Consider the following 17,555-nt stretch of genomic DNA (forward strand, 5'->3'; position numbering starts at 1 on the left):
CCCGGTGTGGCACGCCCGCCGTGCAGACGAAAGCGGGCGGGGAACCCGAGGTTCCACCGCCCGCTTTCGCTCGTGCACGATGAGCGTCTGCTACTTCGCCGTCAGCGCCGGAAGGCTCTTGCGGCTCGTGAGCACCTGGTCGATGAGGCCGTATTCCTTGGCCTCTTCCGCCGAGAGGATCTTGTCGCGGTCGATGTCCTTGTTGACCTGGGAGACGTCCTTGCCGGTGTGGGCCGCAAGGGTCTCCTCGAGCCAGGTGCGCATGCGCATGATCTCGTTCGCCTGGATCTCGATGTCGGACGCCTGCCCCTGGCCGGCCTCGCCGACGGCGGGCTGGTGGATGAGGATGCGCGCGTTCGGCAGTGCGAGCCGCTTGCCGGGCGTTCCCGCCGCGGTCAGCACGGCGGCCGCCGACGCCGCCTGCCCCAGCACCACGGTCTGGATCTGCGGGCGGATGTACTGCATGGTGTCGTAGATCGCGGTCATCGCCGTGAACGATCCACCGGGAGAGTTGATGTACATGACGATGTCACGATCGGGGTCCTGGCTCTCGAGCACCAGAAGCTGCGCCATGATGTCGTCTGCCGACGCATCGTCGACCTGCACGCCCAGGAAGATGATGCGGTCTTCGAAGAGCTTGGCGTAGGGATCCTGGCGCTTGTAGCCGTATGCGGTGCGTTCCTCGAAGCTCGGCAGGATGTAGCGCGAGCTCGGCATGGCGATGCGCGAGGCGCCGCCGGCCAGTCCGGAGAAGTTCGGAGTTTCCATTACGTGTCGTGTCCTTCGTTCGCTCGCGTCAGTCCTGAGTTCCGCCGCCGCCGATGACATCGGTCGCCGACTCGCGGATGTGGTCGACGAAGCCGTAGTCCAGCGCTTCCTGCGCCGTGAACCAACGGTCGCGGTCTCCGTCTTCGTTGATCTGCTCGACGGTCTTGCCGGTCTGCGCGGCGGTGATCTCGGCGAGCCTCTTCTTCATGTCGAGGATCAGCTGCGCCTGCGTCTGGATGTCGCTGGCCGTTCCGCCGAATCCACCGTGCGGCTGGTGCAGGAGCACCCGTGCGTTCGGTGTGATGTACCGCTTGCCCTTGGTGCCTGCCGTGAGCAGCAGCTGACCCATCGAGGCCGCCATGCCGATGCCGACGGTGACGATGTCGTTCGGCACGAACTGCATGGTGTCGTAGATCGCCATGCCGGCCGTGATCGATCCGCCGGGCGAGTTGATGTACAGGTAGATGTCGCGCTTCGGGTCTTCGGCGGCCAGCAGAAGCAGCTTCGCCGCGATCTCGTTGGCGTTCTCGTCGCGCACCTCCGAGCCGAGCCAGATGATGCGGTCCTTCAGCAGTCGGTCAAAAACACTGGGTTGCAGTGTCGGTTCGGCCATGAACGTGCCCCTTCTTCGTACGTGGTCTCCACGCTATCGAAGGGGTCGCTGCCGCACGGGCCTGTTCGCCGTGGGCAGAGCCGCCGACGGTGGCGACCTCAGTAGCTGATGTCTCGGGCGATCTGCTCGACAGAGCGCGAGTACAGCGGCACGTGCGGCGCCAACGCGGTGATCGCGACGGAGGCGGCACGACGCGAGTCGCCCGCCGACGCCAGTGACAACGCGTAGAACGCGGACACGGCGTCGCGGTAGGGAGAGCCGGGGTGATTCGTGTGTTCGTCGCCGAGCATCCACACCGCTTCGTGCACTCGTCCGAGCCCGCGCAGCGCTCTCGCCAGCTGGATGACCGCGCGCACCCTGTGGTCGTCGTCGAGGCCGAGCAGCAGCGCTCTGCGATACAGCGGCTCGGCTTCGGCGCCGCGACCGGCGGCATCCCGCGCACCCGCCCGATGGAACAGTGCGACGGCGTTGTCGCCCCAGACGACGGCCAGCCTGTCGATGCGTTCGATGCGTTCGGCGTCGCTCAGCTCTGCGTCGGCCCAGACCGCGTCGAACTGGCTGTCCCAGTCGGCCACTGACCCACCTCCGGATCGATTCGCACGTGGAAACTTCCCGTCGACGGCATCAGCGCCGCCGACAGCGAACGGGGGCGGATGCTCTGCATCCACCCCCGTTGCACGACTCTATCGTTGTCGGCGACTACGCCTTCGCGCTCTTGGACGCCTTCTTCTTGGGCTTCTCTTCCGACGCCTCTGCCTCGTCGGTGGCAGCGGGCTCGGCGGTCTCATCATCCTCGGCGGTTGCCTCCGCCTCGTCGGGCTCGCTCACGGCGGCGAACTCGGAGAGGTCGACGACCTCGCCGTTGCCGTCCTTGACCACGGCACGGCCGAGCACGACGGCGATGGTCTTGTTGCGGGCGACCTCGCCGAAGGTCTGCTGCAGCTGACCGCTCTCGCCGAGTGCCTGAACGAACTCGTTCGGGTCCATGCCGTACTGGGCGGCGGCCTGCACCAGGTAGTTGCTCAGCTCGTCCTGCGTGACCTGGATGTTCTCCTTCTGCGCGATCTCGTCGAACAGAACCTGGGTGCGGAAGGCCTTCTCGGTGGCCTCCGTGACCTCTGCGCGGTGCACGTCGTCTTCGAGACGCTCCTCGGCCTCGAGGTGACGGTGGACCTCGTCTTCGACGAGACCCGACGGAACCGGAATCTCGGTCAGCTCGAGCAGACGGTCGACGAGCAGGTTGCGCGCCTCGTTGCCCTGGGCGAAGGTCTTGCCGCGGGCCGCCTCGCCACGCAGGCTCTCGCGCAGCTCGGCGATGGTGTCGAACTCGCTCGAGATCTGAGCGAAGTCGTCGTCGGCATCCGGGAGCTCGCGCTCCTTGACCGCGGTCAGCGTGACCGTGATCTCGGCGTCCTCTCCCTCGTGGTCGCCGCCGAGCAGCTTGGAGGTGAAGGTGGTGGTCTCGCCCGCCGACAGCGAGTCGAGAGCCTCGTCGATGCCCTCGACCAGCTCGCCGGAGCCGACCTCGTACGACACGTTGCTCGCCGTGTCGACCTGCTCGTCGCCGATGGCGGCAACGAGGTCGAGCTGGGCGAAGTCGCCCTTCTTGGCGGGGCGGTCGACCGTGACCAGCGTGCCGAAGCGGCTGCGCAGACGGTCGAGCTCTGCCTCGACGTCGGCGTCGGTGACCTCGGCGGCCTCAACCGTCAGCTCCAGACCGTCGTAGTCGGGAACCGTGATCTCCGGGCGAACGTCGACCTCGATGGCCACGAGCAGGTCGCCGGAGAAGTCCTTGTCGCTGGGCCACTCGGTGATGTCCGCCTCGGGACGGCCGACCGGCTTGACGTCGTTCTCCTCCACCGCGGTGCGGTAGAAGCCCTCGAGGCCCTCGTTGACCGCGTGCTCGAGGACGGCGGCCTTGCCGACCCGCTGGTCGATGATGGGCGGCGGAACCTTGCCCTTGCGGAAGCCGGGGATGTTCACGTCCTGCGCGATGTGCTCGTAGGCGTGCTTGATGCTGGGCTGCAGTTCCTCGGGGGTCACTGCGATGGTGAGCTTCGCGCGCGTCGGGCTCAGCTTCTCGACCGTGGTCTTCACGTGTGAGATCTCCTGTAATCGAAGGTGGTTCGGTCAAAGTCGGTGTTGTCGGGGCGACAGGATTTGAACCTGCGGCCTCCCGCTCCCAAAGCGGGCGCTCTAGCCAAGCTGAGCTACGCCCCGGATCGTGGTGGACCCGTGAAGTCCGCCGGCCGGGCACGCACCAGGGCGTCAGCAAGCCGAAATGACCTCACACAGTCTACCGAATGATAGAGGATGCCTCTCCCCGACCCGATTCCGGTCGGGCCCCCGCCATGCACTACACTTGCACGCGGCGCACCGCCGCCCGGGGATGTAGCTCAATGGCAGAGCCTCAGTCTTCCAAACTGATGGTGCGGGTTCGATTCCCGTCATCCCCTCTCCTTATAACTACTGGGCGAACGGCCCATCGGGTCGAGAAGCTCCAGAGGCCAATCCCCGTGAAGACCCCGTGTTCTGGGGTAGGTTGCCCCCGTCCGTTGCGGGGATACCATGCGGCATGGTCAGCCCTAACAGCGCTCTCGGCGCCAACGCTTACGTCCCGATCCTCAAGGCCAAGATGGCTGAGTATGGAGCTATCGAAACCTGTACCTCGGATCTAGTCGTTCCCCTTCTCGAGGTCCTATCACCGGAAGCAGCCGCGTCTCCGATTACACGATCCTGGGGCCGCTCAGACGACGTCGTTTGGATACACTCACTCAACTTCGAAGACGTGGATGAGTCTGACTTCGCATCCAGCATTGAGAGTCTGTTCGCGGCTCTACGGTCGGTGACCAAGCCTGTGCCGGTCATCACCGTGACCGAAGGGCCAGACACGCTGGCGGCGATCTCGCGCATCACAAGCGTTGATCGGCGCGGCGTAGTGCTCCGGATCGAAGCAGAGGATCTTCTGGACCAGGCTTCGGATACAGCAGCTGACATCGCCTCGACCCTCGAACAGCTTTCCTTGGACACGAAAGACGTTGATGTGGTGATCGACGCTGGACTCGTCGACGGGGCAGCCACGGTACTAGCGGCGGTGGCGGATCAGTGCCTACGTTCTCTCCCGGACTTAGATGACTGGAGGACTGTGGTTGTCGCGTTCTCGGCATTCCCTGCCGCGATTGCTGATCTTGTACCCACCTCCAGTGTGCGTGCGATCCCGCGCACAGACGCCGCTGCGTTTACTGCGACTCGAAGGATTGCTTCCCGTCCGATCGTGTTTGGGGACTACACGATCGGTGTGCCGACCTACGCAAGTGTGCCCTTCGCTCCGATTCCCAACATCCGCTATGCAAGCGACCAGACCTGGATCATCCATCGTGCCCAAGAACGAAGGAACCCCAGCGAGCAGTACCGTGCACTCGCAACCGAACTGATAGCTGCTCCGTACTATTCCGGTGCGTCCTTCAGCCCCGGTGACCAGCAGATCGCGGACGTCGCTAGCGGAGCCTCCGGGCCAGGAAACGCGATGACCCACCTGCGGGCTGGGATCTCTCGACACGTGCATGTGGTGCTTGAACGTCTCGCCACCCTTGGCGAGCCGTGAGGGCGTTCGTCACGATCGCACGCAGTTGATCCAACTCCGTCACGTCACAGAGCCGCTGCCAAAGGACGTCACGTGGCTTGGACCTCACGCCGGCAGCTGCGTCGAGGGCATCCAGCGCGTGAAGAGCCTCGTCACGCCACAGCAGTTGTGCCAGGGCCTGCTTCCTCACCGTCTTCATTGGTCGTGGCCGACGAAGCTGCCGGTAGCTCAAGCCCTCCGTCCCGTACTTGACTACGGCCAGTCCCCAGCCTGGAAGCAGTAGCTCACGTGCTTTAGGCAGATGCCGTTGTGTGACAACGAGTGTGCAGAAATCAAACACCTCGCCGTACGTGGCCATCTGGCGCGGGAGCCGATGGAGAGTATCCAAGTCGCTCTTCAACTCGAAGCCGGATAGACGATCGCCGATCAGAGCGAGATCGATCCGTCCGCGCTCACTGACAACGAATTCTTCAACGAAAAGGTTGCCCACGGGCAATGGGTGTGGGGCAACGGCTGAACGGACAACGTGGCGAATCTCCTCCTCCGTCACAGGCACCATGCGAGCGATCCTACTTGCGGGTGACAAGAGCACCGAGTCACCCTTCCGCAGCCACCGAGAACGCCTCGTACTGGGCAGTTTCGGCGCTGTAGTCACTCGGGTACAGGTGCCCGTAGACGGTGTCCGTTGTGACGAGAGAGGCGTGGCCCATCCAATGGCTCACCTTGTGTGGCCAAATCCCCGCCGCGAGCATAAGGCTCGCGTAGGTGTGCCGGAGGTCGTGCCACCGCATCTTCGGAGGGAGGTTCAACCCCGGCAGCAGCGGCCGCACGTAGTACCGCAGCACCGCTCCGCAGTCAAGAAGAGCTCGCTCACTTGTCCGAACTCGACCGCTCCTACGTCGGCGGGATCGAGCGCGGCGAACGCAATGTCGGTCTCGACAACATCTACCGGGTTGCCGAGGCGCTGGGAGTCGAACCTGCGGAGCTGTTCGCGGATCCTGGCCGGGGTGCGGCCGATCAGTCCGTCGCAGATCACCCGCGAGCCGGCTAGGGCATCGGGAGACGGAAGACCACATCGCGCCACAGGGATCTGTCAAGATGGGCCAATGCCCCCGCGCACGCAATCGCTCCGCCGCGCCGCCTCCGTACTTCTTGTCGGGGGCTGTCTCGTCGGACTCGCCGCGTGCTCGGAGACCGTGCAGCCGACCGATGACCCGACGGTGTACACCACCGGCGGACACGTTCGGTGCAGCCCCGGTCAGTCCGTGGAGCTCGACGGTCCATCGCATCACTACGTCGTCGGCGGTGAATGCGGAGCAGTGCATGTTCGGGGCAACGGAGTGACCGTGCTGGTGGATCGAGCGGTCTCCCTCGATGTACAGGGTCAGTCCGTGACGGTGACCGCTCAGGATCGCATCGGTTCGGCTGTGCTCAAGGGCAACGGCATCTCCGTCACCTCCGGCTCGATCGGTTCCGTCGTGATCACGGGACAGAACAACGCGATCACGGCACCGGCACTCGGATCGGTCGTCGTAGAGGGCGACCGCAACGTGGTGACCACCAAGCGCAAGCCGAGCGAATACCGGGTCAGCGGTGACCAGGACACCCTCACGCTGCAATGAGCGGCACGCCGGGTTTGAAAGAATGGGCGGACCACGGTCATCGACCTGCGTGACCGCGCCCCCAGACATCCTCGAGAAGACACACGCATGACACCTGACGAAGCCGCCGCCGCACTCGGCGTCGCGAGGGATGCCTCGGCCTCAGACATCCTCACCGCCTACTCCGCGAAAGCGAAGGAGGTCGGCGGTTCGAACGCCGGCGATCCCGACGCCGAAAAGGCCGAGGTTCAGATGCTGAGCGAGGCGCGCGTGACGCTGATGACCCATCGGCAGAAGACCCAAGGCACGCAGCAGCGCACGGCCGTCGCACAGCGGGCGGCAGGCAAGGAGCCCGAGTTCGGCGAACGGGTTGCGGCCCCCGAGCCCAGTGGATGGCCCGACGACACCCCCGCCAAAGGCAAGCGCCGCAGCGTCGAGGAAGAACAGTCCCGCAAGGTGCGCTCGCTTCAGATCGGGATCCTCGGGCTCGTGCTCGCGGTGTCGTCGTGGTTCTGGTGGCTCCTCATGCCGCTCACACTCTTCGGGATGGGCCTGAGCATCTGGTCGCTGGTGCGCGTGCGCGGCTACGGCAGCGGCATGTACACAGCAACCCGGATCATCGCCTGGATATCGCTGCTCTTGGGCGCGTTCGGGCTGCTGGGGAACATCCTGCTCATCGTCGGGGCGTTCAAGGGCTGATCCGCAAGCAGCCTTCGGTGGTTAGCCAAGCCTCTGCTTGCTTGCGGAATGCAGGCGTCCGCGTAGCGTTGCAGGTGACAACGAGCGGAAGGGATCACGAATCCATGAGCACCACAGCCACCACCCCGAAGGCCACCACGAACCCGGACGTCGCCGCAGGCACCGCACAGTTCCTCACCCCCGTCGTCATCGAGCTGGAAGCGCTGGTCGTCAACGGCAAGCAGGCGCACTGGAATCTGCGCGGCGCGAACTTCATCGGTGTGCACGAGCTGCTCGACACTCTCGTCGAGCACGCCCAGGAGTGGGCCGACACCGCAGCCGAGCGGATCGTCGCGCTCGGTCTTCCGATCGATGCCCGCATCGCGACGGTCGCCGCGAACACCAAGGCACCGGCGCTCAGTGACGGGTTCGTGCAGTCGGACAAGTCGATCGCCGAGGTCATCAACCAGATCGACGTGGCGCTGGACACCGTGAACACGGCGGTGCGCGAGCTCGACGAGCTCGACCAGAGCAGCCAGGATGTCGCCATCGAGATCGCACGCGGCCTCGACAAGGACCGTTGGCTGCTCTTCGCCCACATCGCGAAGTAGCACGAGATTCACGAAGGGGCCGGCGCCGATGGCGCGGGCCCCTTCGTCGTGCGAGCGAGGGGTTTCGAGGCGCGGCGCTGCGCGGCGCTCCTCAACCCACGGTGCGAGATCGGCGCTGCGCGGCGTTCCTCACCCGCGTTGGCCGCGCGGCCCCGCCGCGCTCGTCAGTCCGCGGCGCTGCCCACGGCTGGGCCTGGCAGTACGGGCACCAATAGAGCTTGCGGGCCGCCATCAGCTCCATCGTGATGTGCGTTCCGCACACCCGGCACGGCAGCCCCTCGCGCTTGTAGACCCAGTGCCGATCTTCGCGGCTGGCCATCGCCTTGGCCCAGTCTTCGGGCGAGAGGTCGTCCATGGTCATCATCTGGCCGGTGCGCACGCCCACCTCGAGCAGGTGCGACCAGTCCCGCCACAATGCGCGCGCCGTCTCCAGTGGAACCTTGTTGCCGGGGGTGTGCGGATTCAGACGCGCCCGGTACAGCAGCTCGGCACGGTAGACGTTGCCGATCCCGCTGACGATCGACTGGTCCATGAGCAGCAGGCCGATGGGGGTCTTCTTCGTCGTGAGCGCCTCGGCGACCCGTTCCTCGACTTCAGGGCCGTCGTCCACCTGCGGATCGGGACCCAGCCCGGCCACGATCGATGCCGCCGTCTCACCGTCGATCACCTGGCACGCTGTCGGCCCGCGCAGGTCGGCCACGGCGCTGTCGGTGAGCAATCTCGCGCGGACGGCACCGACCGGCTCGGGCGGGAACACGAACGCGGTGTCGTCTTCCTTCTCCGACTCGGACATGCGCAGCCTCGCACGCCGCGGCGCACCCATGCTCGCGATCGAGTCCTCGCCTCGGGAGTCGAGCAGCGGGGTTTCCATCACGGTGCCGCGCTGGTTCGTCTGGCCCATCCGGCCGCCGGCCGAGCGGATGGTCTCGTCCACCGTGATCTCGCCTGCGAAGTCCCACGCACCGTAGATGCCGAGGTGCACGCGCAACCACAGGCCGTTCTCGAACTCGAGGAACATCTGCTTGCCGACGGCACGGGCATCCACCATTCTCTGCCCGTCGATGAGGGCGGCCTCGGCGGCGAAACGGCCCTGGGGGGAGCTGACGGCGACGGTCTTGCCGACGAAGTTGCGCCGGAACTGCAGCGCGATGCGATGAACGGAGTGACCCTCTGGCATGCGCAGGCCTAGTGATCGACGTTCTTGCCGGCGATGTCTCCCGTCGCCTCGAACTCCGCGAGCTGGGCGATACGGCGAACATGCCGTTCCTCGAATGAGAACGGCTCGGCGATGAACGTGTCGATGTACGCGATCGCCTCGTCGACGGTGTGCTGGCGGGCGCCGATCGCGATCACGTTCGCGTCGTTGTGCTGTCTGGCGAGCAGCGCGGTGCTCTCACTCCACACCAGCGCCGCGCGGATGCCGTGCACCTTGTTGGCGGCGATCTGCTCGCCGTTGCCCGACCCGCCGAACACGATGCCGAGCGCCTGAACCCCCGCTTCCTGATCGGCGGCGACGCCCTTGGCCGCGTTGATGCAGAACGCCGGGTAGTCATCGAGCGGATCGAAGAGCTGCGGTCCGTGATCGATCACCTCGTGCCCGGCCTCGCTCAGGTGCTCCTTCAGCGTCTGGGAGAACTCGAGGCCTGCGTGATCGGTGGCGATGTGGATGCGCATGGGCACCAGTCTAGGGACGCGAACGAGGCCGCGAGCGGCCGCACGCACGCGCCCGTCCGACCGGAATGCGCCTACCGAGTGATGATCACGGGACCGTCCGCCGTGACCGCGATGGTGTGCTCGCTGTGGGCCGTGCGCGAGCCGTCGGCGCTGCGCAGCGTCCAGCCGTCTGCATCGGTGACCAGGCGGTCGGTGCCGGCCATGACCCATGGCTCGATCGCCAGGAGCACGCCGGGCCGAAGGCGATACCCGCGACCCGGTCTGCCCGCGTTCGGGATGTGCGGATCCTGATGCATCGTCGAGCCGACTCCGTGGCCGCCGAACTCCGTGTTCACACTGAAGCCCGCACCCTCGAGCACCGCGCCGATGGCGCGCGAGATGTCGCCGATCCTCCCGTTCGGAACGGCGGCGGCGATGCCTGCGGCCAAGGCATCCTCGGTCGCGGCGATCATCGCGAGATCCGCTGCATCAGCGGTGCCGCCCACGACGAAGCTGATCGCCGAGTCCGCCACGATGCCGTCGAGCGACACGGCGAGGTCGAGGGTGAGCAGATCGCCGTCGCGAAGCCGATAGTCGTGCGGCAGTCCGTGCAGCACGGCGTCGTTCACCGACGTGCAGATGTAGTGACCGAACGGGCCGCGGCCGAACGACGGCGCGTAGTCGACGTAACAGGACTGCGCACCGGCATCCCTGATCAGCTCGGCCGTCCACTCATCGATCTCAAGCAGGTTCGTGCCGACGACCGCTCGCGCCTTCATCGTCTGCAGGATGCCTGCGACGAGTCGCCCCGTGTGGTGGGCCCGGCGGACCTCCGCCTCGCTCAACACCTCGATCATGTGAGCCTGCCGTCAGTCGAAGATCGGATCGCGCGTGCGCGAGCGCTTGAGCTCGAAGAAGCCGTCGTACGACGACGCGGCGACGATCCCGTCCCACAGCGTGAGAGCCGTCTCGCCACGCGGCGTCGGCGAGATGACCGGACCGAAGAAGGCCGTGCCGTTCACGGCGATCACCGGAGTGCCGACATCCTGCCCGACCCGCCCGATGCCGTCGGCGTGACTCGCACGCAACCTGGCGTCGAACTCGTCCGAGTCCGCGAAGCGCGCGTAGTCAGCGGGCAGCCCCACCTCGGCGAGCGACTCAGCGACGATCGCCTCGACGTCTTTGCGGTGGCCTGGGTGGATGCGCGTGCCCAACGCGTCGTAGAGCGGCTTCACGGCCCGCTGGCCGGCCAGCTCTCCCACAGCGGTCACCAACCGTGCGTACCGAAGGGTGCGCGGGAGCATCGCACGGTAGGACTCCGACACGTCTTTGTCCTCGTTGAGCACGTAGAGGCTCATGATGTGCCAGGTCACGTCGAGGTCGCGGTGCGGAGACACCTCGTCCACCCAGCGAGACGTCATCCAGGCCCACGGGCACGAGGGATCGAACCAGAAATCGACATCGGTCATGGCATCCATCTAAGCCTGGTCGCCCCACTCCCGTGTTCGGGCCCCACCCCTGGGATGCCTTCGACGCATAGGCTTGACGGTCGGATGCCGCACACGATGCGCGCCAGCTGATCAGAAGGAGAACCATGCCTGGAGAGAACCTCACACGCATCGAGGCGGCAGAGCGCCGCGCCATCGTCGACACGCACAGCTATGACGTCGTCCTCGACCTCACGACGGGCGACGAGACGTTCCTGAGCACCACGACCGTGACGTTCGCGGCGACCGAGGGCGCGTCCACGTTCATCGACGCGATCACGGCATCCGTCGACTCGATCGTGCTCAACGGGGAGACGCTCGATGTCGGCGCGGTGAACGACGGCGTGCGCATCCAGCTGCCTGATCTCAAGGCCGAGAACGAGCTGACCGTCGTCTCGCACCCCAGGTACACGAACACGGGCGAGGGCCTGCACCGCTTCGTCGATCCCGTGGACGGCGAGGTGTATCTCTACACGCAGTTCGAGGTTCCGGACTCCCGTCGCATGTTCGCCGTGTTCGAGCAGCCCGACCTCAAGGCGCGGTTCACGTTCACGGTGACCACCCCGCAGCGGTGGGCCGTCGTGAGCAACTCCCCCGTCGCCTCGGTCGAGGAGAACGGCGACGTGAAGACGACCGTGTTCGAGGAGACACCGGTCATCTCCTCCTACATCACCGCGCTCATCGCCGGCCCCTATTCCAGCTGGGCGTCCGAGCTGACCAGCAGCGACGGCCGCACCATTCCGCTCGGTGTCTACGCCCGCGCATCCCTCGCCGAGTACATGGATGCCGACTACATCTTCGACAAGACCCGCGAGGGCTTCGCGTTCTACGAGGAGCGCTTCGACGTTCCGTACCCGTTCGCGAAATACGACCAGCTCTTCGTCCCCGAGTTCAACGCGGGCGCCATGGAGAACGCCGGTGCGATCACCTTCACTGAGACCTACGTGTTCCGCTCGAAGGTGACCGACGCCATCAAGGAACGCCGCGTGGTCACGATCCTGCACGAACTCGCGCACATGTGGTTCGGCGACCTCGTCACGATGAAGTGGTGGAACGACCTCTGGCTCAACGAGTCGTTCGCCGAGTACGCGTCGACCCTCGCCACCGCCGAGGCGACCGAATGGCGCGAGGCGTGGACCACGTTCGCGGCCATGGAGAAGAGCTGGGCGTACCGACAGGACCAGCTGCCGTCGACGCACCCGATCGTCGCGACCATCAACGACCTCGAGGACGTGCAGGTCAACTTCGACGGCATCACCTACGCCAAGGGCGCGTCCGTGCTCAAGCAGCTGGTCGCCTGGGTCGGCCAGGACGACTTCCTCGCCGGCGTCTCGCAGTACTTCAAGAAGCACGCGCACTCCAACACCGAACTGCGCGACCTGCTCGTCGAGCTCGAGGCCACCAGCGGCCGCGAGCTCGGATCGTGGTCGAAGCTGTGGCTCGAGACGGCCGGCGTGAACACGCTGCGCCCCGAGATCGTCACGGACGCCGACGGAACCGTCACCGCGTTCGCGGTGCTGCAGAGCGCGCATCCCGACTACCCGACGCTGCGCCCGCACCGCCTCGCGATCGGGCTGTACAACCTGCGTGGAGGCAAGCTCGTGCGCGACGGCCGGCTCGAGCTCGACGTCGACGGGGAGCGCACCGAGGTTCCCGAGCTGGTCGGCAAGAAGCGCCCCGATCTCGTGCTCATCAACGACGACGACCTGGCCTATGCCAAGATCCGCCTCGACGACGACTCCCTGGCCGTCGCGATCGCGCACCTCGCCGACATCGAGTCCCCTCTCGCGCGTTCGCTCGTGTGGGGTTCGGTGTGGGATGCCACGCGTGACGCCGAGACGCCGGCGAGCGACTACGTGCGCCTCGTGCTCGGCAACATCGGTTCCGAGACCGAGTCGACGACACTGCGCACCACGCTGAACCAGCTCGTCTTGAGCGTGCACTCCTATGTCGCGCCGGAGAAGCGCGCCGAAGCGACGGTCACGGCGGCGGATGCCCTCTGGCAGCTCGCCTCAGACGCCGAGCCTGGCAGCGATGCCCAGTTCCAGTTCGTGAAGTTCTTCGCGGCGCTCGCCACGACCCGTGCACAGCTCGCCTCCGTCACGGGCTTGCGCAACGGATCCATCGTGCTCGACGGGCTCACCGTCGACACCGACCTCGCCTGGGAGCTGCTCACCTCGCTCGTCGCGGGCGGCGAGGCGAGCGGTGCGGAGATCGACGCGGCGCTGGCAGCGGACAACACGGCGACCGGCGCACAGGCCGCGGCCCAGGCGCGCGCCAGCATCCCGACCACCGCGGGCAAGGCCGCGGCGTGGGCCAGCGTGTTCGATGCCGACGATCTGCCGAACACGATCGTGCGCATGACCGGGCTGGGATTCCAGCGCGCCCGTGACGTCGCCCTGCTCGAGCCGTACGTCGCCAAGTACTTCGACGCGCTGCAGTCGGTGTGGGCATCTCGCACCTACAAGATCGCGGAGTACCTGGTGGAGGGCATGTTCCCGTTCCCGTTGGCGAATCGGGAGCTCGCCGACGCGACGCGCGCCTGGCTCGACGCCAATCAGGAGCCCGCGGCCCTTCGCCGACTCGTGACGGAGAACCTCGCCTCCGTGGAGCGCGCGCTCGCGGCGCAGGAGCGGGATTCGCAGGGCTGAGGCACCGGACCTCGTAGGTTGAGGAGCACCGCGCAGCGGCGCGTCTCGACACCCTCGCGTTCTTGCGGCTGGGTTTCGAGACGCGCGCGGCCGCGCCGCGTGCTCCTCAACCCACGGAGGTGATCGAGCTTCTCAACCCGCGGAGGCGAGCGAGCGGATATCGCCGAACAGGTGCATCGCCCTCATCCTGTAGATGGATGCCCGGCACGGCGCGCGTGCAGAAGACTGGGGCCATGATCGAAATCGAAGGCCTCAGCAAGAGGTACGGCCCCAAGCTGGCCGTCGACGACGTGAGCTTCACGGTGCGCCCAGGCATCGTCACAGGCTTCCTCGGCCCCAACGGCGCCGGCAAGTCCACCACCATGCGCATGATCATGGGGCTGGACAAGCCGACGAAAGGCACCGCACTGATCGCGGGCAAGCCGTATGCGAGGCATCCGGCACCGCTCCACGAAGTCGGCGCCCTTCTGGAGGCCAAGGCCGTGCACACCGGCCGCACGGCGTTCAACCACCTGCTCGCGCTCGCGGCGACGCACGGCATCCCGAAGAGCCGGGTGCGCGAGGTGATCGCGATGACCGGACTGGAGTCCGTGGCGAACAAGCGCGTCGGCGGGTTCTCGCTCGGCATGGGACAGCGCCTCGGCATCGCCGCCGCGCTGCTCGGCGACCCGCACACGCTCATCCTCGACGAGCCGGTGAACGGTCTCGACCCCGAGGGTGTCCGCTGGGTGCGCGAGTTCTGCCGCTACCTCGCCTCCGAGGGCCGCACGGTGTTCATCTCCTCGCACCTGATGAGCGAGATGTCGCAGACCGCCGACCACCTCATCGTGCTCGGCCGGGGTCACGTTCTCGCGGATGCTCCCATCTCGCAGGTCATCGCCGGAGCCACTCGGCGTGCGGTGCGCGTGCGCACTCCGAACGCCCAAGGCCTCACCTCCGCACTCGCCGGTCCCGACATCACGGTGACGTCGTTCGACGACGGTGCGCTGGAGGTCGTCGGTGTCGACGCGGCCAGGATCGGCGACACCGCCGCGGCCGCGGGCATCGCACTGCACGAGCTGACACCCATTGACGCCTCCCTCGAAGAGGCCTACCTCGAGCTGACGCAGGACGAGGTCGAATATCACTCGGAGGTGACCCGATGACCACGGCGACCGACACTCTCGACCACCGGACGCCGGGCGCGAGCCCGCTCGACGGCATCCGCCTCAGCTTCGCCGGTCTGTTCCGCTCCGAGTGGATCAAGCTGCGCAGCCTGCGCTCGACGGTCTGGTGCCTCGGCATCGTCATCGTGCTCGCGATCGGGCTCGCTGCCGCCGGTGCCGGGATCTTCCACCTCGAGGACGTCTCGCAGATCCCGGCGGATCAGGCGAACTCCTACCTGGTCTCCGCCTCGACGATCGGCGTCGTGTTCACCCAGCTCGCGGTCGCCGTTCTCGGTGTGCTCGTGATCAGCGGCGAGTACGCCACCGGGATGATCCGCTCGACATACACCGCCGATCCCCGACGCCTCGGCGCCTATTTCGCGAAGCTCATCGTGCTGACCGTGGTGGTCTTCGTCGTCGGCGTGATCTCGATCGGCGTCTCCGCGCTCGTCGCCATGGGCATCTTCCACGCCCGCGGCCTCGACACCGACCTGATGTCGTCGAGCGTGCTGCTGCCGATGCTGGGCGGCGCGGCGTACCTCACCCTGATCGCGATGCTCGCCTTCGCCTTCGGATCGGTGATCCGCAACTCCGCGGGCGGCATCGCCACCATTCTCGGTGCACTCCTCGTGCTGCCGATCGTCGGCAACCTGATCTTCAGCCTCACGCAGGCGAAGTGGATCGCGAACGTGACCCAGTTCCTGCCGTCGCAGTCGGGCGCCCAGCTTTACGCCTATGTGGCGCCCGGCACCAAACAGGTCACCATGCACGACGGTCTGCTCTCGCTGAATGCGTGGCAGGGCGGGCTGGTCGTGCTCGGTTGGGTCGTCGTCGTGGCCGTCATCGGCGCCATCCTCACCAAGAAGCGAGACGTCTGACACGACGGATTCGGCCGGAACGGGTTCGCCCGTTCCTCGGGGGAACCGCCGGGTGCGACACCACCCGGCCACGGATGCCCGTGACAGAGCTCGATGAGCCTGTCGCAGGCATCCGTGCTCTTCCCTAGGCGGCGCCCAGGATGCCTTCATCCGGCTCACTAGAATCGGTCACGATGATCTTCACCTCGCTGCTTCCCACCGCGAACGCCGCAGACCCGAGCTTCTGGCACACGATCCTCGAAGGGCTCATCGCCATCGGCTGGAAGCTCGTCTGGTGTGCCGTGATCATCGTCGTCTCGTTCTTCGTGGCGTGGCTGTTGCGCCTGATCATCCGCCGCATCGTGCGCCAGATCGTCAGCGGCGTGAAGAACAAGCAGAACGTCGCGGACACCCAGGCGCTCACCGCCTCGCCCATCGCCGCGGTGCGCGTCGTTCAACGCACCCGCACGCTCGGCACCGTGCTCAGCAACATCGTGAACGTGGTCATCGCGATCATCGCGATCATCCTGTGCGTCAACGCGATCAACAAGGACATCCTCGGCTCGTTCGCCCTGCTCACCGCTGCTCTTGGCGCCGGCCTCGGTTTCGGCGCGCAGAACATCGTGAAGGACGTGCTGAACGGCCTCTTCATGGTGATGGAGGACCAGCTCGGCGTCGGCGACGTCGTCGACCTGGGACCCGCAACCGGTGTCGTCGAGGTGGTGGGCATTCGCGTCACCCAGATCCGCGACGTCAACGGCACGCTGTGGTTCGTGCGCAACGGCGAGATCCTGCGCGTCGGCAACATGTCGCAGGGCTGGGCGCGCGTCATCACCGACCTGGCGGTGCCGTACGACAGCGACGTCGATGCCATCGAAGAACGCATGCTGAAGGTCGCGACCGAGCTCGCGACCACGCCGCGTTGGCGCTCCCGCATCGTCGAGAAGCCGGAGATCTGGGGCATCGAGTCCGTCTCCAGCGATGCGATCGTGCTGCGCGTCGTGCTCAAGACCCGCACGACGGCGAAGGACGATGTCGCACGCGAACTGCGCAAGCGACTCAAGGCGTCTCTCGATGAGATGGGGGTCACTCTGCCGTCGCTCTCCAGCGTGGTGCTCACGGGCTTCGACGGAGCGGCCAGCATCACCGGAGCCCACCCGCCGCGCACGCGCCCGAACCCGGTCGTGACGACGCAGGATCCGAAGGCGAAGCGCAAGCGCGCGAAACGGACCACGACAAGCACCGAGCCCGCTGCGCCGTCGACCGCGAGGCATCCTCAGGCCATCACCAAGCCCCTGCCGAACACCGGCACCACGCCAGGTGCGGCGCCGCGCAACCCGTCGCCCGGCGAGCATGGCCTGCAGAGCGACCATCACGAAGGACAACAGTGACTTCCGACCTGCCATCGCCTGCCTCGGACGCCGCCTCTCCCGCGGCAGGTCTTCCGATCGCCGCGTCGAACGTGACGCTGCGCACCTCGCGCGGTGCAGAAGCCGCGACGGGCACGTTCTACGAGCAGGTCGGCGGTCACGAGACCTTCCAGCGACTCGTCGACGGCTTCTACCGCGGCATCGCCGACGATCCGGTGCTGCGTCCGATGTATCCGGAGGCAGACCTGGGACCCGCGAGCGACAGACTCCGCATGTTCCTCGAGCAATACTGGGGCGGGCCATCGACCTACGGCGAGTTGCGCGGGCACCCGCGGCTGCGCATGCGTCACGTCGCGTTCAAGGTGAACCCGGAAGCGCGCGATCGTTGGCTCGCCCACATGCGCGCTTCGCTGGACGAGCTCGCGCTGCCGCCGCTGCAGGATGCCACGCTCTGGGACTACCTGGAACGTGCCGCGCATTCTCTGGTGAACACCTTCGAGGACTGATCCCGGCACCCCCAGCCGCGAGGCGGTGGGTG

General features: G+C 66.6%; 19 protein-coding genes, 2 tRNA genes and 1 pseudogene. 11 read left to right on the top strand and 11 right to left on the bottom strand.

Annotated elements, in window-relative coordinates:
* Nucleotides 1–90 precede the first annotated feature (90 nt).
* The 5 genes from FPZ11_RS03770 to FPZ11_RS03790 all read right to left on the bottom strand — a co-directional run bounded on the left by FPZ11_RS03770 (nt 91) and on the right by FPZ11_RS03790 (nt 3,601).
* Nucleotides 91–768, bottom strand: coding sequence for an ATP-dependent Clp protease proteolytic subunit (locus tag FPZ11_RS03770; RefSeq protein ID WP_302849659.1), 678 nt, complete (start codon nt 766–768; stop codon nt 91–93).
* A gap of 28 nt (nt 769–796) precedes the next feature.
* Nucleotides 797–1,381, bottom strand: a complete 585-nt coding sequence (locus FPZ11_RS03775; protein ID WP_146318501.1) for an ATP-dependent Clp protease proteolytic subunit — start codon at nt 1,379–1,381, stop codon at nt 797–799.
* A 98-nt stretch (nt 1,382–1,479) separates the two neighbouring features.
* Entirely contained in the window at nt 1,480–1,956 is a 477-nt protein-coding gene (locus FPZ11_RS03780; protein ID WP_146318503.1) for a tetratricopeptide repeat protein, read from the bottom strand.
* Between the two features lie 124 nt (nt 1,957–2,080).
* Complete coding sequence (gene tig / locus FPZ11_RS03785) at nt 2,081–3,478, bottom strand: trigger factor (protein ID WP_146318505.1); 1,398 nt, start codon at nt 3,476–3,478, stop codon at nt 2,081–2,083.
* A 48-nt stretch (nt 3,479–3,526) separates the two neighbouring features.
* A tRNA-Pro gene (locus tag FPZ11_RS03790) sits at nt 3,527–3,601 on the bottom strand.
* 165 nt (nt 3,602–3,766) lie between these two features.
* On the opposite strand from FPZ11_RS03790, the gene FPZ11_RS03795 reads away from it, so the two are divergent.
* Together FPZ11_RS03795 and FPZ11_RS03800 are read left to right on the top strand one after the other, a co-directional pair.
* Nucleotides 3,767–3,837: transfer RNA gene (locus tag FPZ11_RS03795), tRNA-Gly, on the top strand.
* A gap of 119 nt (nt 3,838–3,956) precedes the next feature.
* A complete protein-coding gene (locus tag FPZ11_RS03800) occupies nt 3,957–4,985 on the top strand; it encodes a beta family protein (RefSeq protein WP_146318507.1) in 1,029 nt (342 codons plus the stop codon).
* Here FPZ11_RS03800 and FPZ11_RS20210 read toward each other — a convergent pair.
* Nucleotides 4,879–5,523, bottom strand: coding sequence for a sce7726 family protein (locus FPZ11_RS20210; protein WP_146318509.1), 645 nt, complete (start codon nt 5,521–5,523; stop codon nt 4,879–4,881). The genes FPZ11_RS03800 and FPZ11_RS20210 overlap by 107 nt on opposite strands.
* Before the next feature lie 160 nt (nt 5,524–5,683).
* Nucleotides 5,684–5,755 (bottom strand): annotated as a pseudogene (locus FPZ11_RS20215) (hypothetical protein); the annotation flags it as partial.
* A gap of 83 nt (nt 5,756–5,838) precedes the next feature.
* Here FPZ11_RS20215 and FPZ11_RS03815 point away from each other — a divergent pair.
* From FPZ11_RS03815 to FPZ11_RS03830, 4 genes are all read left to right on the top strand, one after another.
* Nucleotides 5,839–6,015: a helix-turn-helix domain-containing protein gene (locus FPZ11_RS03815; RefSeq protein WP_146318511.1), complete on the top strand. Its 177-nt coding sequence runs from the start codon at nt 5,839–5,841 to the stop codon at nt 6,013–6,015.
* A gap of 55 nt (nt 6,016–6,070) precedes the next feature.
* Nucleotides 6,071–6,586 carry a DUF3060 domain-containing protein gene (locus FPZ11_RS03820; protein WP_168203730.1) on the top strand — a complete coding sequence of 172 codons (516 nt, stop codon included), beginning with the start codon at nt 6,071–6,073 and terminating at the stop codon, nt 6,584–6,586.
* Nucleotides 6,587–6,673: 87 nt separating this feature from the next.
* A complete protein-coding gene (locus FPZ11_RS03825) occupies nt 6,674–7,264 on the top strand; it encodes a J domain-containing protein (protein WP_146318515.1) in 591 nt (196 codons plus the stop codon).
* Between the two features lie 104 nt (nt 7,265–7,368).
* Complete coding sequence (locus FPZ11_RS03830; protein ID WP_146318517.1) at nt 7,369–7,854, top strand: Dps family protein; 486 nt, start codon at nt 7,369–7,371, stop codon at nt 7,852–7,854.
* A 91-nt stretch (nt 7,855–7,945) separates the two neighbouring features.
* Here FPZ11_RS03830 and FPZ11_RS03835 read toward each other — a convergent pair whose 3' ends face one another.
* The 4 genes from FPZ11_RS03835 to FPZ11_RS03850 all read right to left on the bottom strand — a co-directional run bounded on the left by FPZ11_RS03835 (nt 7,946) and on the right by FPZ11_RS03850 (nt 10,976).
* Nucleotides 7,946–9,031: an Fpg/Nei family DNA glycosylase gene (locus FPZ11_RS03835; RefSeq protein WP_146318519.1), complete on the bottom strand. Its 1,086-nt coding sequence runs from the start codon at nt 9,029–9,031 to the stop codon at nt 7,946–7,948.
* A gap of 8 nt (nt 9,032–9,039) precedes the next feature.
* Nucleotides 9,040–9,528 carry a ribose-5-phosphate isomerase gene (locus tag FPZ11_RS03840; protein WP_146318521.1) on the bottom strand — a complete coding sequence of 163 codons (489 nt, stop codon included), beginning with the start codon at nt 9,526–9,528 and terminating at the stop codon, nt 9,040–9,042.
* Between the two features lie 71 nt (nt 9,529–9,599).
* Nucleotides 9,600–10,364, bottom strand: coding sequence for a type I methionyl aminopeptidase (gene map, locus FPZ11_RS03845; protein ID WP_146318523.1), 765 nt, complete (start codon nt 10,362–10,364; stop codon nt 9,600–9,602).
* 12 nt (nt 10,365–10,376) lie between these two features.
* Nucleotides 10,377–10,976 carry a mycothiol-dependent nitroreductase Rv2466c family protein gene (locus FPZ11_RS03850; protein WP_146318525.1) on the bottom strand — a complete coding sequence of 200 codons (600 nt, stop codon included), beginning with the start codon at nt 10,974–10,976 and terminating at the stop codon, nt 10,377–10,379.
* Between the two features lie 125 nt (nt 10,977–11,101).
* On the opposite strand from FPZ11_RS03850, the gene pepN reads away from it, so the two are divergent.
* The 5 genes from pepN (at nt 11,102) to FPZ11_RS03875 (ending at nt 17,523) form a co-directional block, all read left to right on the top strand.
* A complete protein-coding gene (gene pepN / locus FPZ11_RS03855) occupies nt 11,102–13,645 on the top strand; it encodes an aminopeptidase N (protein ID WP_146318527.1) in 2,544 nt (847 codons plus the stop codon).
* A gap of 233 nt (nt 13,646–13,878) precedes the next feature.
* Entirely contained in the window at nt 13,879–14,790 is a 912-nt protein-coding gene (locus tag FPZ11_RS03860) for an ABC transporter ATP-binding protein (protein ID WP_146318529.1), read from the top strand.
* Complete coding sequence (locus FPZ11_RS03865) at nt 14,787–15,668, top strand: ABC transporter permease (RefSeq protein ID WP_146318531.1); 882 nt, start codon at nt 14,787–14,789, stop codon at nt 15,666–15,668. Before FPZ11_RS03860 ends, FPZ11_RS03865 begins: the two co-directional genes overlap by 4 nt.
* A gap of 173 nt (nt 15,669–15,841) precedes the next feature.
* Nucleotides 15,842–17,038: a mechanosensitive ion channel domain-containing protein gene (locus FPZ11_RS03870; RefSeq protein ID WP_146318532.1), complete on the top strand. Its 1,197-nt coding sequence runs from the start codon at nt 15,842–15,844 to the stop codon at nt 17,036–17,038.
* Nucleotides 17,039–17,115: 77 nt separating this feature from the next.
* A complete protein-coding gene (locus FPZ11_RS03875; protein WP_146322678.1) occupies nt 17,116–17,523 on the top strand; it encodes a globin in 408 nt (135 codons plus the stop codon).
* The last annotated feature ends 32 nt before the right edge of the window (nt 17,524–17,555 follow it).

Source organism: Humibacter ginsenosidimutans, assembly GCF_007859675.1.
GTDB classification, from domain to species: Bacteria; Actinomycetota; Actinomycetes; order Actinomycetales; family Microbacteriaceae; genus Humibacter; species Humibacter ginsenosidimutans.

What these genes read in the sequence shown, in the direction of transcription:
- FPZ11_RS03770 (WP_302849659.1), bottom strand. Translation starts at nt 768, where the DNA reads ATGGAAACTCCGAACTTCTCCGGACTGGCCGGCGGCGCCTCGCGCATC.
- FPZ11_RS03775 (WP_146318501.1), bottom strand. Translation starts at nt 1,381, where the DNA reads ATGGCCGAACCGACACTGCAACCCAGTGTTTTTGACCGACTGCTGAAG.
- FPZ11_RS03800 (WP_146318507.1), top strand. Translation starts at nt 3,957, where the DNA reads ATGGTCAGCCCTAACAGCGCTCTCGGCGCCAACGCTTACGTCCCGATC.
- FPZ11_RS20210 (WP_146318509.1), bottom strand. Translation starts at nt 5,523, where the DNA reads ATGGTGCCTGTGACGGAGGAGGAGATTCGCCACGTTGTCCGTTCAGCC.
- FPZ11_RS03820 (WP_168203730.1), top strand. Translation starts at nt 6,071, where the DNA reads ATGCCCCCGCGCACGCAATCGCTCCGCCGCGCCGCCTCCGTACTTCTT.
- FPZ11_RS03825 (WP_146318515.1), top strand. Translation starts at nt 6,674, where the DNA reads ATGACACCTGACGAAGCCGCCGCCGCACTCGGCGTCGCGAGGGATGCC.
- FPZ11_RS03830 (WP_146318517.1), top strand. Translation starts at nt 7,369, where the DNA reads ATGAGCACCACAGCCACCACCCCGAAGGCCACCACGAACCCGGACGTC.
- FPZ11_RS03835 (WP_146318519.1), bottom strand. Translation starts at nt 9,031, where the DNA reads ATGCCAGAGGGTCACTCCGTTCATCGCATCGCGCTGCAGTTCCGGCGC.
- FPZ11_RS03840 (WP_146318521.1), bottom strand. Translation starts at nt 9,528, where the DNA reads ATGCGCATCCACATCGCCACCGATCACGCAGGCCTCGAGTTCTCCCAG.
- map (WP_146318523.1), bottom strand. Translation starts at nt 10,364, where the DNA reads ATGATCGAGGTGTTGAGCGAGGCGGAGGTCCGCCGGGCCCACCACACG.
- FPZ11_RS03850 (WP_146318525.1), bottom strand. Translation starts at nt 10,976, where the DNA reads ATGACCGATGTCGATTTCTGGTTCGATCCCTCGTGCCCGTGGGCCTGG.
- pepN (WP_146318527.1), top strand. Translation starts at nt 11,102, where the DNA reads ATGCCTGGAGAGAACCTCACACGCATCGAGGCGGCAGAGCGCCGCGCC.
- FPZ11_RS03860 (WP_146318529.1), top strand. Translation starts at nt 13,879, where the DNA reads ATGATCGAAATCGAAGGCCTCAGCAAGAGGTACGGCCCCAAGCTGGCC.
- FPZ11_RS03865 (WP_146318531.1), top strand. Translation starts at nt 14,787, where the DNA reads ATGACCACGGCGACCGACACTCTCGACCACCGGACGCCGGGCGCGAGC.
- FPZ11_RS03870 (WP_146318532.1), top strand. Translation starts at nt 15,842, where the DNA reads ATGATCTTCACCTCGCTGCTTCCCACCGCGAACGCCGCAGACCCGAGC.